The following is a 15,079-nucleotide window of genomic DNA, read 5'->3' on the forward strand; positions in this document are numbered from 1 at the left end:
CGCCGCATAGATCCCCGCCGTATACCCCGCCGGACCCGACCCCACGACCACCACCTCGTGCACGAGACCCGCATCGCCGGTCGACGCAGTCGGAGAGAGGTTGCTCAGCTCGATCATGTCCATCCTTCGTTGCTGCTGGGGGAGGGTTGCTGCTCAGGTCAAGGTTGTGGCGTCCCGTTTTGTTCCGGCTCAGCCAACCGTGAGCTCGGCGAGCTCGATGCGGTTGCGACCGTCGGAGTCGGCGACCGGCAGCGAGGTGAACCACAGGACGAGCCTGTCGGTCTCGACCGGCTCGGGGAAGGTCAAGGTGGTGCCGGGGCCCATCGCCCCGGAGGCGAGCACGTCGCCCTCCGTGGGCGTTGCGGGGTCGGTGGCGCGGATCTCCACGTTTCCACCCTGCCCCATGAGGTCGATGGTCACCGAGGAGACGACGGTGGCCTCCTCCAACTGGACGTGCAGCCCGATGCCCGACTTCATGCCGTAGTTGGGGTCGACGTACGAGCGCGAGCGCCAGTACGAGGAGGGGTCGCCGTCGAACGCTCGCGGCGTGAGCTCGGGGTTCTCGGCCCCGTCACCCTCCGGGTCGAGCGGTGCGATGGAGGCGATGACGGGCGGCGCTGCCGGGGCGGCAGGCTCCTCCGGAGCGCTGGTGGGCTCCGGCTCGCTCGCCGGCTCGGTGGGCTCCTCGGGGGCGGGTGCCTGCGTCGTCTCCGCGGCGGGCGGCTGATAGGGCTCGGGGTCGGCGGTGAGGGTCCGGAAGGCGATGATCGCGCCGATGAGGACGGCGACGAACGCGACGGCGAGCACGATGGGGGTGGGGTCGAGCCGCCGCTCCCGGAACGGGACCGGCGCCCCCGGCTCGGGCTCCTCGACGAAGGATCCCCACGATGGCTCGGCGGGCGGCTGCTCCACGGTGGACGGCACCGTGGCCGGCGGCGAGTCGCTGACCGTCGGCGTGGGTGGTGGCGGGTCTGCCGGGACCCTGCCCTGCTCGACGGCGGCCCGGACGTCGGCCTCGCGGGTCGCCGCGAGCTCCTGCTCCGCCCTCGCCTCACGTTCGGCGGACCGGGCGGCGGCCGCGGCGGAGATCTTCTCCGCACCCGCGGTCAACCGCTGGCGGACGCTGTCGGCTGCCGTCCGGGTGGCGTCCGCGACCGTGGCGGCTGCGCCACCGACGCCCGCGCCCACGGCGGCGGTGACGACCGATCCCCGCGGATGACGTGCCGGCCGGGCCGACGAGCCGGGATCGTCCTGCGGGGCGAGGACGGCACTGAAGTCCGCCGGCGCGGCGGCGTCCTCGGGCAGGGCGCGCGGACGCCACGCGGAGGTGTCGACGGGCGTCTCGACCGTGCCGGGCTCGGCACCGACGACGCTCTCCCACGGCGGTGCGGAGGCAACGGAGGTCCCGGTCTCAGGCACGGAGCGTTCGTCCGCGCCCTCGGCTGTCCCGCCCGCCGCGTCGGTCTCGGCGACGTCTCCGGGCTCGTCGGGATGGGCGGTCTCGTCCGGATCGCCGGTTGCGGGCGGAGGAGAGGGCGGGCCCTCGGCGTCGTCGCCGGACACCTTGGTGTCCGGTGCTGGGTGCCCGCTGTCGCCGCGGCCTGCACCCGCCGCTGCGGAGGCCGCAGCAGCCCCGGCAGCGGCAGCGCCGGCGCCGACCATCCCCGCGCCGGTGCCCGCGTCCGGGCCGGGTCCAGCTGTCGCAGCAGGGGCCGCCGGAGTCGACGTCCCGGTAAGGGGCCAGAGCGGGTAGTCGCTGGTAAGCGCCTCGACGTTGATGTCGCGCCAGGGGGCGAGCTCACGGATGAGCTCGCTCGGGGTCCGCGGACCCTGGTTCGGCGACGTGAGCGTCCGTGTGCACAGGGCCTCGAGGTCCGCGGGGATGTCGGCGTGCAGGGCGCTGGGCGCGACGGGGCTGCCAGCGACGACCGGTGCGGGGGGGACCTGCTCCGGCAGGTCCGGCCCGCCGGCGGGCCTGGGCCAGGCGCCGGTGAGCGCCAGGTACAGCAGCCGGACGAGACCCAGGGTGTCCTCCTGGGCGGCGGCCAGCGGGTCGAGGTCGAGACCGAGGTAGGCGGCGGCGACACCGAGGCCGCCGAGGCGGACCTGGCCGTCGGTGGTCACGTGGACGGCGGAGGGGGTGAGGACGAGGTGGTGGACCCCGCGCCGGCGAGCTGCCTCGAGGGCGCTGGCCGCCTCCCCGACGACGGCGCGCGCCTGCTCGGGCGGCAGCACGCCGGTCGCCGTGAGCTCGGCCAGCGACGGGCCGTTGGCGACGTCCGTGACGACGAAGGCGTGCCCCTCGTGGGCGCCGACGTCCAGCACACGCTCGAGGCGAGGGTCGTCGACCAGCGCGGCCCGACGTGCGGCGTCGAGCGTCTCGGCGGACGCACCCGTCGTCGACGGGAGGACCAGCGCCCGGACTCCCCGGTCGAGGATCTCGTCGCGTCCACGCCACAGGGCGGTTCCGGGCAGCACGGGGGTGAGCTCGCGCTCCAGCAGGTAACGCCCGGAGAGCAGCGTGCCCTGTGCCAGCGTCGGGGGCGTGCCCGGTCCGTGGTCGTCCAGCGTCCTGCTCCCTCTGTCCGGCCCCGGTTCCGGGCCGCTCTTGTCGTCGGGCTCCATGGTACTGACTGGCGACGTGTCGCCCGCCGTCGCGCCCGCCACCCCGGACAGGCCGGGTACGCGGCCCGCGACGCGGTGCAGTACCCGCAGCGCCGGCGTCAGGATGACGTCGAGCTCGGAGACCTTGAGCAGGCGGAGCAGCACGAGGTAGCAGCCGAGCATGACGGCGCCGACGAGCCCGGCCTTGACGAGGGAGATCACCATCCGGGCGACCCAGACGTCCGCGGCCGAGGCCGGCCCGATGAGGTGGAGCAGTCCCCAGCCCAGCAGCAGCGCGGGGGTTGCGGCCAGCACGAGGCGGATGTGGGTGCGCAGCACGCGGGCGCCGTCGAGGCTCGGCAGCTTGAGCCGCAGCGCGAGGTAGGCGACGACCGAGCCCACGACGTTCGAGAGGGTGTTCGCCGCGGCGGCACCGACGAGCCACCACTCGGGGGGCAGCAGCGTGGACAGCAGGCAGCCGGCCACGACCATCGCGGTGAGCGGGATCTGCAGCTTGAACAGGGACTTGGTGTCCTCGAAGGCGTAGTACACCCGCTGGATCATGGTGAAGGCGCCCAGGGCAGCGATGCCGCCGAGGAGGGCGACGACGATGCGAGCGATGCCCTGCGCCTCGGGAAGCGTCGTCGTCGGCACGGCGGCCTGGACGAGCGGCAGGGCGAGGACCGCCAGCCCTCCGCCGGCGAAGACGGTGAAGACCGCGATGGTCCGCAGGCCGAGGGAGAGGTCGTCGCGCACGGCGGCCGTGTTCCCTGCTGCCGCGTAGTCCGAGACGCGCGTGAACAGCGCCGTCACGAGGGACACCGTGATGAGCGACTGCGGCAGCAGGTAGAGGAAGTTCGCGTTCTCCCAGGCGGCGTTGCCCGCGACGAAGCCGTCACCGCTGTCCGCGGCGGCGGCCGCGAGGTTGGAAATGGCGATGAAGCCGAGCTGGGCGACGAGCAGGCTCGCGAAGGCCCAGGTCGCCACCTTGCTCGCCCGGCCCAGGCCGGAGCCGCGCAGGCCCCAGCGCGGGCGGAACCGGAACCCGGCACGGCGCAGCGGCACGACGAGGATGAGCGCCTGGAGAGCCACCCCCAGGGTGGCGCTGCCGCCGATGACGGCGATGCGCAGCCCGTCCCACGCACCCGGGTCCTCGTGGGTCCCCGTGGGGGTCCCCCCGAACACGACGATGTAGGTGACCAGGCCGACGAGGGCGATGACGTTGTTGAGCGCCGGGGCCCACATGTACGGACCGAAGATGCCGCGCGCGTTGAGCACCTGCCCGAGCAGCGTGTACATCCCGTAGAAGAACAGCTGGGGGATGCACCACACGGCGAAGGCGACGGCGAGCTCGAACCACTCGGGGGCGAGCTCGGAGGCGTAGACGGTGACGAGCACGCTCGCGCCGGCCGTGAGGAGGAGCGTGAGCCCGAGCAGTGCGGCGCCCGCCATCGTGAGCAGGCGGTTGACGTACTCGTCCCCGCCGTCGCGGCCACGCATCGCGCGGACGATCTGCGGGACGAGGATCGCATTGAGGACGCCGCCGGCGACGAGCATGTAGACGACGTTGGGGAGCTTGTTCGCGACGGCGAAGGAGTTGCCCGCGCCCGTGACCCCGATGGCGCCGACGAGCGCCAGGTTGCGCAGCAGGCCGAGCATCCGGGAGACGAGGGTGCCCGAGAACATGACCGCGGCGGAGCCTGCCAGCCCCCGACGTTCGGAGCTCATGCGGGTGCCTCCTCGGCGGCGGGTTCGAGCGTGCGTCGTCGCCCCCGTCTGACGGTGCGGACGAGCCCGATGACGAGCATGAGCACGAGCAGCCCGGCGACGGCGGCGGTGCCCACCGTCTCCCAGTCGGCGCGCACCCGGACCCGGATCTCGGTCGGCTCGTCGATCGGCGTCCCGTCCGGTGCGGCGAGGACGACGTCGACGACGACGTCGCCGCTGCCGACCGCGTGGACCGGCACCTGCGCCGTCGCGGACTGCTGCGGTGGGATCTCCAGCTCGACGACCTCGTCGGCGACGAGCCGCGGGTCGCGGGGGGAGAGCCGGACGAGGACGTGGGCGGCCCGGGACATCTCGTTCGTCACGGCGACGGGGATGTGGGCCTCGTTGTTGATGAGGTTGAGCGTGCTGCTCGGCCGGGCGGCGACGAGCCCGCGGCGCGCCGCGGCGGCCTCCTCCGCGGCCGCGACGAGACGTTCGCGGGCCTCCGGGAGCTCACGCCACGCCGCTGACGTCACCTCCAGGAGGGAGGTCCGCACGGGGTCGACGAGAGCCTCGGGCTCCTCGAGCACCCCGGCGAAGGCGGTGGTCTGCTCGAGGACCTCGGAGACGCGGGCGAGCTCGGCGGCGTCGACCTCGCCCGCGGCGACGGCCCTGGTCGGCAGGGACTCGCGCTCGAGCTCGGGGGCCGGGTGGGCGAGCATCTCGGTGAGCCCGATCCGCTCGAGCCAGGGGGCGCCGTCGAGGGCGGCGAGCTGGTCGGCGAGCACGTTGGGGTCCCCCGCGAAGTCGCGCGGGACGGTGAGGAGCAGGTCGCGCCGGTCGGCGGGTCGTTCGCGCGCGACGACGGCGGTCTCCGCGAGGAGGTACTGGCGTGCGGTCAGGGCATCGAGCTCGACGACGGCCTGGTCGACGTCCGGGCTGACCGGGAGCAGCCTGCCGGTGAGCAGCCCGGAGAGCCGCTCGTCGGTGAGCACGGCGCGCAGGTCGGTCCCGTCCACGGCGACGTCCGCCCGCGCCGACGGCGTGTAGGTGAGCCGGTTCGTCACGGCCAGCCCGCTGCTCGGCAGCACGACGGAGGTGGCGCCGGCGTCGGCCAGCGCACCGAGCGTCTCCGCGTCCGGGCGCTCGCCGACGGGCCAGGCGAGGCCGGTCCGCGCGGGGACGCCCGCCTGGTCGAGGGCGTCGTCGCGGGCGTCCGCGACCGTGTCGAGGAGGTCCCTGCGGCCGGCGTGGGCCAGGCCCGCGGCATCGGCGTCCGCCCACAGGAGGGCATGGGCCGTGCGCCCCGGGGCCGCGGCGATCTCCCCGATGGTGGAGCGCAGGGTGCTCTTCTGGGTGGTCGGCGCCCGCGTCGGCTCCTCGGCCGCGGCGTCGGTGGACGACTCACCGACGGTGAGGTCGACGACGGCGGGCACGTCGACGAGGAGGGAGGGATCGACGGCCAGGTCGACGGCGGGCCGGTCGAGGGCGGCGAGGAGGGGTTCGAGCCGCTCCGCCGCGACGGCGTCGAGCCGCGCGCCGGACTCCTGTGCCGCGGCGCGCTCCGGTGCGGTCGGTGCGACTGCCCCGAGCACCGCGAGCGGCATCGTCTCCACCTCGATGTCGGGCCACCACAGGAGGAAGCTGCGCGTCGTGGCCGGTTCACCGACCGTCGTCGCCTCCGCGTCGTGGACCGTCACCTCCAGCCCGCGCGGACCCCACGCGGCGTAGGTCTGCGGGTAGGGCACGGAGTCCGCCGGAACCGAGAGGGTGAACGGGACCGTTGCGCCCGGCGCGACGGGCTCCTCCAGGCGCTCGGCGTGGAGCAGCGTCGTCGCCGACAGCGACGAGGGGTCGAGCCACCGGTCGAGCAGGGACCTGCTGATCGGCGCGCTCTGCTGGGCCCGGAGCCGCAGCTCGGGCAGCGCCATCTCCGTCTGCGTGCCGTTGGTCACCGTGCCGCGCACGACGAGGTCCTCGCCGGGGGTGAGGACCTCCGGCTGGATGTCGGTGAGGGCGACGGTGACACCATCGTCCGTCACACCCGGGGTGGGGTCCTCGGCGGCCGCGGTCGTGGGGTCGTCGCGTGGGGTCGCCGTCGCCGTCGCGAGCGAGCCGGGCAGCAGGCAGGTGAGGACCGCGAGCATGAGCAGCGCGAGGGCTCGCGTGCCGGCCCCGGACGAGGTCCAGGAGATCTTCATGCGCGGCCGGCCAGCACGTCCCTCGCGGTGGCGACGACGCGCCGCTCGTTCGGGTAGGCCAGGCGGGAGGCGACCTCCTCCAGGCTGACCCACGCGACGTCCTCGGCCTCGTGGTCCGGGTCGTTCTCGATCGTCAGCTCGCCGCCGGTCGCCTCGAGGAGGTAGTGGTGGACGACCTTGTGCACGCGACGGTCGTCCCCGGAGAACCAGTAGTCGATGGTGGCGAGGTGGCGCAGCACCCGGCCGGTGATGCCCGTCTCCTCGGCGATCTCCCGGACGGCCGCCTCCTGCGGGGTCTCCTCTCCCTCGAGGTGGCCCTTGGGCAGGCACCACTCGAGGCGTCCACCGCGGTTGCGGCGGGCGATGACGGCGGTGAAGGCCTGCCTGTCCTCGACCCGCACGACGAGTCCCCCGGCCGACGTCTCGTCCACCACCGGCAGCAGCGCCGAGCGCACCGGAGCGGCACGAGGACGCGGCGGCGCCGGGACGCGACGGCGCGGAGACGGGACGGCGGACATGAGGTCACCATAATCAACAGACCTGCGCGGCGGTTGGCCCACGCGCACGATTGGTCACATCCGGCCACTGCGGCGGTCGCCGCATGGCCGCCCGCCGCAGTGGCGTGGCAGGCTGTGGCAAGTGCCGCCCATCAACGACTCCCCCGCCGCGCTCGCACGGACGGCCGCCGCCGCGCTCACCGCGCTGCCGCCCACCGTGCTCGAGCTCGGCACCGTCTTCTCCGACGCCGGGTACGAGCTCGCCCTCGTCGGTGGACCGGTGCGCGACGCGTTCCTCGGCACCGTCAGCCACGACCTCGACTTCGCCACCTCCGCCCGCCCCGAGGAGACCCAGCGTCTGCTCGCCCGCTGGGGAGACGCCCACTGGGACGTCGGCAAGGAGTTCGGCACCATCGGTGCCCGCCGGGGCGACGTCGTCGTCGAGGTGACGACATACCGGACCGAGGCCTACGAGGCGGACTCACGCAAGCCCGTCGTCGAGTACGGTGACACGCTCGAGGGCGACCTCTCCCGCCGCGACTTCACCGTCAACGCGATGGCCGTGCGCCTGCCGTCGCTGACGTTCGTCGACCCGCACGGCGGCCTCGAGGACCTCCGGGCGGGCATGCTGCGCACGCCCGCCGACCCGGAGCAGTCCTTCGACGACGACCCGCTGCGGATCATGCGGGCCGCGCGGTTCAGCGCCCAGCTCGGTTTCGACGTCGAACCGGGGGTCCTCACGGCGATGTCGGCGATGGCCGACCGCCTCGAGATCGTGTCCCCCGAGCGCATCCGGACCGAGCTCGAGCGGCTGCTCATCAGCGACCGGCCGCGACGCGGGCTGGAGCTCATGGTCTACGCGGGCGTGGCCGCCGTCGTCCTGCCCGAGCTCGAGGAGCTGCAGCGGACGGTCGACGAGCACAACCGGCACAAGGACGTCTACGAGCACACGCTCGTCGTCCTCGACCAGGCGATCGAGCTGGAGACCGGGCCCGACGGGGCCGTGCCGAAACCCGACCTCGTGCTGCGGCTGGCCGCCGTGCTCCACGACATCGGCAAGCCCACGACCCGGCGCTTCGAGCCGGGCGGTGGCGTCAGTTTCCACCACCACGAGCTCGTCGGCGCCCGGATGGCCGCCAAGCGGCTGCGCGCCCTGCGGTTCGACAAGCAGACCGTCAGGGACGTCGCGCGGCTCGTCGAGCTCCACCTGCGTTTCCATGGCTACGGCGAGGCCAAGTGGACCGACTCGGCGGTGCGCCGCTACGTCACCGACGCCGGCCCCCTCCTCGAGCGGCTGCACCGGCTCACCCGCGCCGACTGCACGACGCGCAACCGCCGCAAGGCGATGCGCCTGGCCGCCGCCTACGACGACCTCGAGGAGCGCATCGTGGCGCTCGCCGAGGAGGAGGAGCTCGCCAAGATCCGGCCCGACCTCGACGGCGAGCAGATCATGTCGATCCTCGGGGTCCCGCCCGGGCCCACGGTCGGCAAGGCCTACCGGTTCCTGCTCGACCTGCGCATGGAGCGCGGGCCGCTCGGTGAGGACGCCGCCCGCGAGGCCCTGCTCGCCTGGTGGGCCGCCCGGGACGAGAGCTAGGCGACCGGCTCCAGCAGGCCGGTGTCGACGTCGTAGAGGAAGCCGGCGGCGGCGACCGTCTGCGGGATGAGCGGGTGCGAGCGCACCTTGGCGACCTCCGCCCGCAGTGACTGGACCTGGTCGGTGATGACGCCCAACGACATCCACGTCGCGTCCTGGCCGCGGCGCCGCCCGATCTCGGCCTGGAGCTCCTCCTCGGAGCGTGAGGCCATCGCGCAGCGGGTGTGCTGGACGACGAGCACCCGGTCCACGTTGAGCAGGTTGACACCGAGGACGAGCGCCACGAGCACCTGGTCGGTCACCCGTCCGCCGGGGTTGCGGAGGATCTTCGCGTCACCCGGGACGAGGCCGACCATGCCGAGCGGGTCGAGGCGCGAGTCCATGCACGTGACGACCGCGACGCCGGCACGCGCCACACCGTCGAAGCCGGCCAGCCGGAAGTCGGCGGCGTAGCGGCGGTTGGCGGCGAGCAGGTCGGCGAAGGCGGCGCCCGGCTCGGACGACGGAAGCTGAGGTTCGGCTGAGGTCATGCGGACGACGCTACTCGGGTGCGCCGTCGTCGTCCGGTCGAGGCTCAGGTGGTGGGCCGCTCCCGAGCTTCCTCGGCCTCACCGGCGAGCACCGGACGCGGGGTGTCCGCCAGCCGGCGGGTCGCCGCCCGGTAGCCGAGGGCGAGGAGGACGTAGACGACGGCGAGCACCGCGAAGACGGCGCGGGACCACCCGGTGTCCGGCAGCGCCCACGCGCCCAGCGCGGCCGCGGCGACGAAGGCGGCGTTGTACATGACGTCGTACAGCGAGAACGCGCGGCCGCGGTAGTCGTCGAAGGTGTCGCGGTGGACGATCGTGTCGACGGCGATCTTCGCGCCCTGGACGCTCAGCCCGAGCAACACGGCGGACGCGGCGACGACGCCCGTGAGCGGCGTCGTCACGAGCATGAGCTGGCTGGTGGCACCGATACCGAGGCACAGGACGATCCACGCCGAGGGCCGCATCCGCTCGTGGGCGATCGGGGTGAGCACGATCGCGAGGCCGTTGCCCGCGAAGGAGATCCCGGTGAGCAGCGCGAAGGTGGCGAAGCCGGCCTGCGCGTCGGCCGGGTCGGAGAGCAGGTTGCGGGAGATGAGGATGAGCGCCATGAAGTTGACGCCGTAGAGGAACCGGTGGAGCGCCATGACGCTCAGCCCGAGGCCCGGCGTGCCGCGGCGGACGAGGTAGCGCGCGCCGTCGGCGAGGTCACCCAGGGTGCGACGGACCGCGTCGGTGACCTCGACCCGTGCTCGCGCCGTCGGGCCCAGCTCGTCGCGCCCGAGCCGCAGGGCGAGGGCGGAGGCGGCCGCGAAGAGCAGCGCGGCGCAGATGAGCGTCGCCGAGTCCGTGACCGCGTCGGGCGCGACGAAGCTGATGAGGAAGCCGGTGGCGGCGCCCGCGGCGGCGGACACGGCGCCGAGCGTGGGGGTGAGCGTGTTGGCGATGAGCAGCTGGTCGCGCGGGACGACGCGGGGGAGGCCGGCGGACAGCCCAGCGAGGAGGAAGCGGTTGATGCCGAGCGTGACGAGGGCGAGGGCGTAGACGAGGACGCTCACGCCGTCGACCGCGATGAGGGTCGCCAGGACAACGGTCAGCGGGACCCGGACGGCGTTCCCGACGGCAAGGACCTGCCGACGGCGCCACCTGTCGAGCAGCGGCCCGGCGAAGGGGCCGACGACCGTGAACGGCAGCAGCAGGACGGCAAAGGCCGCCGCCACCCCGGAGGCGGTGGCCATGTTCTGCGGGCTGAAGAAGAACAGCGCGGCCAGGCCGGCCTGGAACATGCCGTCGCCGCACTGCGAGACCAGGCGCACGGTGAAGAGCTTGCGGAAGCCCGGGTGGACCACCAGCGTGCGCAGGTCGGACAGGACGCTCACGGCAGGCCCACGCGGGCGGCGGGGCGGGTCGGCACCGGTGCAGGCTATCCGACGCCGTCCTGCCGCCGGCGGGGCCGCGTGACGGGCCCCGTGGGCGTGCGGGCGGCACGCGTGGCTACCGGGCTGCGCTACTCTTCGCTAGATATATCGCCGCGATACATCGCGACGACCTAGCCACATGGCGGAGGAGGGTGGATGAGCACACGCGCCGAGGTCCTGGAGCTCGCCATCCTCGGCCAGCTGGGGGCGACCCCGATGCACGGGTACGAGCTCCGCCGCCAGCTGAGCGCACAGCTCGGCGCGTTCCGGACGCTGTCCTACGGGTCCCTCTACCCGGCCCTGCGCCGACTGACGGCCGCCGGGCTCATCACGCAGGCGGACGGCGGTGCCCTTCCGCACGCCCTCGCCGGCCGCCGCGCCCGCATCGTCTACGAGCTCACCGACGCGGGACGCACCCGCCTGGCGCAGACGCTGGCCACGGCGGAGCCGACGGCGTGGGACGACGAGACCTTCGACGTGCGGTTCACGCTCTTCGGCACCACCGACGCCCGGACCCGCCTGCGCATCCTCCAGGGCAGGCACGCGCGGATGGTCGAACGGATGGCCATGCTGCGCGAGTCGACACAGCGCGCTCGCGTGCGGATGGACGCCTACACCGCCGAGCTGGCCCGGCACGGGCTCGAGCAGGTCGAGCGCGAGGTCGAGTGGCTGGAGAACCTCATCGACACCGAGCGGGGCACCCCCGGTGCCCTCGACCTCCGCGGCCCCAAACCCACGGGTGCACCACCCGCGCCCGGGCCCCCCGACCCCACCGACGACGGCGTCACCGGCGCCCCGTCCACCACCGAACACAGGGAGCAAGAATGAGTTCCATCCGCGTAGCCATCGTGGGCGTCGGCAACTGTGCGTCCTCCTTGGTCCAGGGCGTGACGTTCTACGCCGAGGCCGACCCGCAGGAGACCATCCCCGGTCTCATGCACGTGACCTTCGGCGAGTACCACGTCCGCGACGTCGAGTTCGTCGCCGCGTTCGACGTCGACGCGAAGAAGGTCGGCCTGGACCTCGCCGACGCCATCGACGCCAGCGAGAACAACACCGTCAAGCTCTGCGACGTGCCGTCCACCGGCGTGACCGTGCAGCGCGGGCCGACGCTCGACGGCCTCGGCAAGTACTACTCCGAGATGGTCGAGGAGTCCGCCGCCGAGCCGGTCGACGTCGTCGCCGCGCTCCGGGAGGCCCGGGCCGACGTCCTCGTCTGCTACCTGCCCGTCGGCTCCGAGGACGCCGCGCGCTTCTACGCCCAGTGCGCGATCGACGCGGGCGTGGCCTTCGTCAACGCGCTGCCGGTCTTCATCGCCGGGACGCGGGAGTGGGCGGACAAGTTCACCGCCGCCGGTGTGCCGATCGTCGGGGACGACATCAAATCCCAGGTCGGCGCCACCATCACCCACCGCGTGCTCGCCAAGCTCTTCGAGGACCGCGGGGTACGCCTGGAGCGGACCTACCAGCTCAACGTCGGCGGCAACATGGACTTCAAGAACATGCTCGAGCGCGAGCGCCTGGAGTCGAAGAAGATCTCCAAGACGCAGGCCGTCACGTCGAACATGGTCGGCGAGCTCGCGCCCCGCAACGTCCACATCGGCCCGAGCGACTACGTCCAGTGGCTCGACGACCGCAAGTGGGCCTACGTGCGGCTCGAGGGCAAGGCATTCGGCGAGGTCCCGCTCAACCTGGAGTACAAGCTCGAGGTCTGGGACTCCCCGAACTCCGCCGGCATCATCATCGACGCCATCCGTGCCGCGAAGATCGCCCTCGACCGCGGCATCGGCGGCCCGCTGACCGCCGCGTCGAGCTACTTCATGAAGTCCCCGCCCGAGCAGCGCGCCGACGACGTCGCCCGCGCATCCGTCGAGGCCTTCATCGCCGGCGACGTCGAGCGCTGAGGCGCCCGCCGGCCGGACCTCCGCGGCCCGGCCGGCGGTGCCGTGAGCGGGCGCACAGCGGGTCGCGTGCTTCTGCGACGACGGTGGGCGGATTGTGTGAAGGGTGCTCCTGACGGGCGTCCCCACCCTCGGTGCGGCAAGGTCGGTACCGCATACTGAGTGGTCGTCGGGCAGGCATGTCCGCGCAATGCAGCCGAGGGAAGAGGGTACGCGTGGCGGCCAAGAGCGAGTCGGGACGCCCAGCGAGCGCCCGGGGCAGGGCCGGCAGCAGCCGGTCGGGTGCCGGCGCCAAGGGCAAGGCAGGCCGGAAGCGCCGCTTCGACTACCCGCGTGCGGGCAAGGGCCGGGTCCGCCGGTGGCTGCCGAGCTGGCGGGTCGTCCTGGGCACCGTCCTCACCGGGGCCGCGGTCGTCATCGGCGTCGTCGCGGCCGCCTACATGACCACCGACATCCCCGAGCCGGGGGACTTCGCCCAGGCCCAGGGCACCACCGTGTACTTCGCCGACGGCGAGACCGAGATGGGCAGCTTCGCGGAGTACAACCGTGAGAGCGTCGACCTGGCGACCCTTCCCGAGCACGTGGGCCACGCCGTCGTCGCCTCCGAGGACCGGCGCTTCTACGAGAACGTCGGCGTCGACCCGATCGCGATAGGCCGTGCCCTGTGGAACAACCTGCGCGGCAACGCCACGCAGGGCGGCTCGACCCTGACCCAGCAGTACGTGGAGCGCTACTACCTCGGGACCACGACCAGCTACACCGGCAAGTTCCGTGAGGCGATCCTCGCGCTGAAGATCGACCGCGAGCTGTCCAAGGACGAGATCCTCGAGGACTACCTCAACACCATCTACTTCGGCCGCAACGCCTACGGCATCGAGACCGCCGCCCAGGCCTACTTCGGCAAGCCGGCCGCCGAGCTCACGCTCTCCGAGTCCGCACTGCTCGCCGGTGTCATCCCGGCGCCCAGCGCCTGGGACCCCGCGAGCGACCCCGAGCGCGCCGAGCAGCGGTGGGAACGCACCCTGGAGTTCATGGTCCGGGACGGCTGGATCACCGAGGCGGAGGCGGCGGAGCAGACCTTCCCGGAGACCATCGAGCACGTCCGCTCCGACACCTACGCCGGGCCGACCGGCTACCTGCTCGACATGGTCCGCAAGGAGCTCGTCGCCAAGGCGGACATGACCGAGGAGCAGATCGACACGCTCGGTCTGCGGATCACGACGACGATCGACGCCGAGGCCCAGCAGGCGGCGGTCGACGTCGTCGACGCCCTCCCGGAGGACCGGCCGGACAACAACCGGGTCGCGCTCGTGTCCATGGACCCGCAGAGCGGTGCGATCGTCGCGCTCTACGGCGGCCCGGACTTCGTCTCCCAGTCCCGCAACGCCGCCACCCAGGACGTCGCGCAGGCCGGGTCGACCTTCAAGCCCTTCACCCTCGTCGCCGCGCTGCGCGAGGACATCCCGCTCAGTACGCGCTACCCCAGCTACACCCCGATGGAGATCGAGGGCTTCGACCGGCCGGTCAACAACTACGACGCCTTCAACCGCGGGCAGATCGACCTCATCGAGGCCACCGAGCAGTCCGTCAACACGACCTATGCCCAGCTCAACATCGAGGTCGGGCCGGAGAAGTCGATGCAGGCCGCGATCGACGCCGGGCTGCCCGAGGACACCGCGGGCCTCGCTCCCGTCCCGTCCAACGTCCTGGGACCGGCATCCCCGCACCCCATCGACATGGCCCGGGCCTACGCGACCTTCGCCGCGCAGGGGGTGCGCCACACCCCGTACATCGTCGCCGAGGTGGTCGACGGCGAGGGCAACACGATCTACGCCGGCACGTCGAACGGCACCGAGGTCTTCGAGCCCGACGTCATGGCCGAGGCGACCTACGCGATGACGACGGTCATCGAGGAGGGCACCGGCGTCCGGGCCAGCTCCCTGGGACGTCCGGCGGCCGGCAAGACCGGGACGTCGAACGAGGGGCGTTCGGCCTGGTTCGCCGGGTACGTCCCGCAGCTGGCGACCGTGGTGGCGATGTACCAGGTGGGCGAGGACGGCACCGAGGAGTCCCTCACCCCGTTCGGGGAGTACGCCTCGATCACCGGCTCCACCTACCCGACGACGATGTGGCGCGACTTCATGAGCGTGGCACTCGAGGGCGTCGAGGTCGAGGAGTTCCCCGACCGCCCGGAGCCCGAGACACCGACCTTCGTCCCCGCGCCCCAGCCCGAGCCGACGACGGAGGAGCCGACCACGGAGGAGCCGACGACCGAGGAGCCCACCACGGAGGAGCCGACGACCGAGGAGCCCACCACGGAGGAGCCGACCACCGAGGAACCCACCACGGAGGAGCCCACGACCCAGGCGCCGACGCCCTCGCCGACACCCACCGAGCCGGCCGACGGCGAGGAGGGTGACGGTTCGCGGGACGGTCGCGGCACGTCCGGTCGCGGTGCCGGCGGCTCTGCCGGAGGTGGCGGTCCGGGCGGGGACGGCAACGGCGGAGGCAACGGGTCCGCCGGAGGCGGGAACGACGGTCGGGGCGGCGGGAACGGGGTCTCCGGCCCTGGCGGCTGAGCTCCGCCCACCAACGTGCCGGGCGCAGTCGTCACCCCGACGGCTGCG

General features: G+C 73.2%; 9 protein-coding genes and 1 pseudogene. 4 read left to right on the forward strand and 6 right to left on the reverse strand.

The window, feature by feature from the left end; all coding sequences use genetic code 11:
• The 4 genes and pseudogenes from VR894_RS19140 to VR894_RS16455 all read right to left on the reverse strand — a co-directional run.
• Positions 1-123, reverse strand: a pseudogene (locus VR894_RS19140) (thioredoxin-disulfide reductase); the annotation flags it as partial.
• A 66-nt stretch (positions 124-189) separates the two neighbouring features.
• Positions 190-4,332, reverse strand: coding sequence for a murein biosynthesis integral membrane protein MurJ (locus tag VR894_RS16445; RefSeq protein WP_324653281.1), 4,143 nt, complete (start codon positions 4,330-4,332; stop codon positions 190-192).
• Positions 4,329-6,512 (reverse strand): DUF6049 family protein, encoded by a 2,184-nt coding sequence (locus tag VR894_RS16450; RefSeq protein ID WP_324653283.1) that lies wholly within the window; start codon positions 6,510-6,512, stop codon positions 4,329-4,331. Before VR894_RS16450 ends, VR894_RS16445 begins: the two co-directional genes overlap by 4 nt.
• Positions 6,509-7,030 carry an NUDIX hydrolase gene (locus VR894_RS16455; RefSeq protein ID WP_324653284.1) on the reverse strand — a complete coding sequence of 174 codons (522 nt, stop codon included), beginning with the start codon at positions 7,028-7,030 and terminating at the stop codon, positions 6,509-6,511. The genes VR894_RS16450 and VR894_RS16455 overlap by 4 nt, the downstream gene beginning before the upstream one ends.
• A 121-nt stretch (positions 7,031-7,151) precedes the next feature.
• On the opposite strand from VR894_RS16455, the gene VR894_RS16460 reads away from it, so the two are divergent.
• Positions 7,152-8,606 carry a CCA tRNA nucleotidyltransferase gene (locus tag VR894_RS16460; protein WP_324653286.1) on the forward strand — a complete coding sequence of 485 codons (1,455 nt, stop codon included), beginning with the start codon at positions 7,152-7,154 and terminating at the stop codon, positions 8,604-8,606.
• Here VR894_RS16460 and VR894_RS16465 read toward each other — a convergent pair.
• The gene (locus tag VR894_RS16465; RefSeq protein WP_324653288.1) at positions 8,603-9,136 is read right to left on the reverse strand and encodes a carbonic anhydrase; all 534 of its coding nucleotides are present in this window, start codon (positions 9,134-9,136) and stop codon (positions 8,603-8,605) included. The genes VR894_RS16460 and VR894_RS16465 overlap by 4 nt on opposite strands.
• Before the next feature lie 44 nt (positions 9,137-9,180).
• Positions 9,181-10,512 carry an MFS transporter gene (locus VR894_RS16470; RefSeq protein WP_324653289.1) on the reverse strand — a complete coding sequence of 444 codons (1,332 nt, stop codon included), beginning with the start codon at positions 10,510-10,512 and terminating at the stop codon, positions 9,181-9,183.
• A 195-nt stretch (positions 10,513-10,707) separates the two neighbouring features.
• On the opposite strand from VR894_RS16470, the gene VR894_RS16475 reads away from it, so the two are divergent.
• The 3 genes from VR894_RS16475 to VR894_RS16485 all read left to right on the forward strand — a co-directional run bounded on the left by VR894_RS16475 (position 10,708) and on the right by VR894_RS16485 (position 15,031).
• Positions 10,708-11,379, forward strand: a complete 672-nt coding sequence (locus tag VR894_RS16475) for a PadR family transcriptional regulator (RefSeq protein ID WP_324653291.1) — start codon at positions 10,708-10,710, stop codon at positions 11,377-11,379.
• Entirely contained in the window at positions 11,376-12,455 is a 1,080-nt protein-coding gene (locus VR894_RS16480; RefSeq protein WP_324653293.1) for an inositol-3-phosphate synthase, read from the forward strand. The genes VR894_RS16475 and VR894_RS16480 overlap by 4 nt, the downstream gene beginning before the upstream one ends.
• Before the next feature lie 212 nt (positions 12,456-12,667).
• Positions 12,668-15,031 (forward strand): transglycosylase domain-containing protein, encoded by a 2,364-nt coding sequence (locus VR894_RS16485; RefSeq protein ID WP_324653294.1) that lies wholly within the window; start codon positions 12,668-12,670, stop codon positions 15,029-15,031.
• Positions 15,032-15,079: the final 48 nt, after the last annotated feature.

The organism is Georgenia sp. H159 (genome assembly GCF_035607575.1).
In the GTDB taxonomy this organism is placed as follows: domain Bacteria; phylum Actinomycetota; class Actinomycetes; order Actinomycetales; family Actinomycetaceae; genus Oceanitalea.

Bases quoted from the DNA above. Each gene is read 5' to 3' on its own strand.
- VR894_RS16450 (WP_324653283.1), bottom strand. From the start codon at position 6,512: ATGAAGATCTCCTGGACCTCGTCCGGGGCCGGCACGCGAGCCCTCGCG.
- VR894_RS16455 (WP_324653284.1), bottom strand. From the start codon at position 7,030: ATGTCCGCCGTCCCGTCTCCGCGCCGTCGCGTCCCGGCGCCGCCGCGT.
- VR894_RS16475 (WP_324653291.1), top strand. From the start codon at position 10,708: ATGAGCACACGCGCCGAGGTCCTGGAGCTCGCCATCCTCGGCCAGCTG.
- VR894_RS16480 (WP_324653293.1), top strand. From the start codon at position 11,376: ATGAGTTCCATCCGCGTAGCCATCGTGGGCGTCGGCAACTGTGCGTCC.
- VR894_RS16445 (WP_324653281.1), bottom strand. From the start codon at position 4,332: ATGAGCTCCGAACGTCGGGGGCTGGCAGGCTCCGCCGCGGTCATGTTC.
- VR894_RS16465 (WP_324653288.1), bottom strand. From the start codon at position 9,136: ATGACCTCAGCCGAACCTCAGCTTCCGTCGTCCGAGCCGGGCGCCGCC.